Genomic DNA, 1070 nt, shown 5'->3' on the forward strand with positions numbered 1-1070 from the left:
GGTTGTGGTACGAAACATTCCAGTGGTGATGAGCAGTCATTTCCGGAAGGGCGACCGCTTGCTTCTATGGTTCATCTCCACGGACGTTGAGTGCGTCTCAACCTGTTGGCGCACGCTGTGTCAAGAGATGTTGTCGTAGATGGAAATAAGTGCATTGACTACTGAAGCATATTGTGCGGTTGGTTGCATCACCACATTGACGCCCGGACCGCCATAATAGGAGAGACTCGCGTATAGTACACCATCCACTTTCATGGCTGACGCGATAAACGCGTCTTCGTCTGTTTCCTTCAACGGGAAAAACAGTTCCGGAGCGTTCGTGTATCGTAATGGCCCCACGGCAGACGTGTAAGCACTCTCTACCACCTTTTCAGCCGACCTCAGTCCATTGCCTGACCGATACCCCGGCACGTACGCAACCCCTTCGATATTGTCAGACGGTTTTCCTTCGACAAGCACGGTGGTCCCGGAAAAAATCGTGTCAATTCCGGAAAGCGTTTTTTCGTGAAAGTCTTTCTGCAACTCCTTAAAGAACTTCAGTTGTCTCTTAAAGTTAGGCACTGGGTATAACTGCGCTACACCTTCCATAAAGTTGTCTGAATTGACCGCGGGAGTCAGTTGTATGTGACTGACATCAGAATTTACAACTCGCACGGCAGATTGCGCAAGACTGTATTGCGGGTTACCAAGAACCACTTCGTAGCTGCCGGGGCTCACGTTCGGGATGTCGAAGAAGCCGTTGGCGTTGGTGTAGTAGGGTGTTTTGCTGAAACTCCCGTCTCTCTGCAGCCAAATACGTGCGTTAGAAATGGGATTCTTACCGCCCCACAGAGCAGTTCCACTAATGGAGTATTTGCCTGTCGGGCTCGACGGTGATGGTTGCTTGCTACCGGGGACTGCTCCGAGTTGAGGCTCCTGCACATTGGCATGGTTGTTCTCATATTGTGCAGCGTCAAACGCAACGTTCACCGTGCCCCATGCGTCTTGATAGTCGTTGTGCGCCCTGAGTGGGAGTTGCCCGCTGTATTCCACCACCAAATATTGTCCCGGAGCCAACACAATACCATCCA

General features: G+C 51.4%; 1 protein-coding gene. It reads right to left on the reverse strand.

All coding sequences use genetic code 11. The features are described from left to right. Positions 1–120: 120 nt before the first annotated feature. On the reverse strand, positions 121–1070 hold a 950-nt coding region (locus tag AC2VLY_RS06355), incomplete at its 5' end, for a carboxypeptidase-like regulatory domain-containing protein (protein WP_486921950.1).

Source organism: Acidithiobacillus sp. TH-A36 (genome assembly GCF_057473445.1).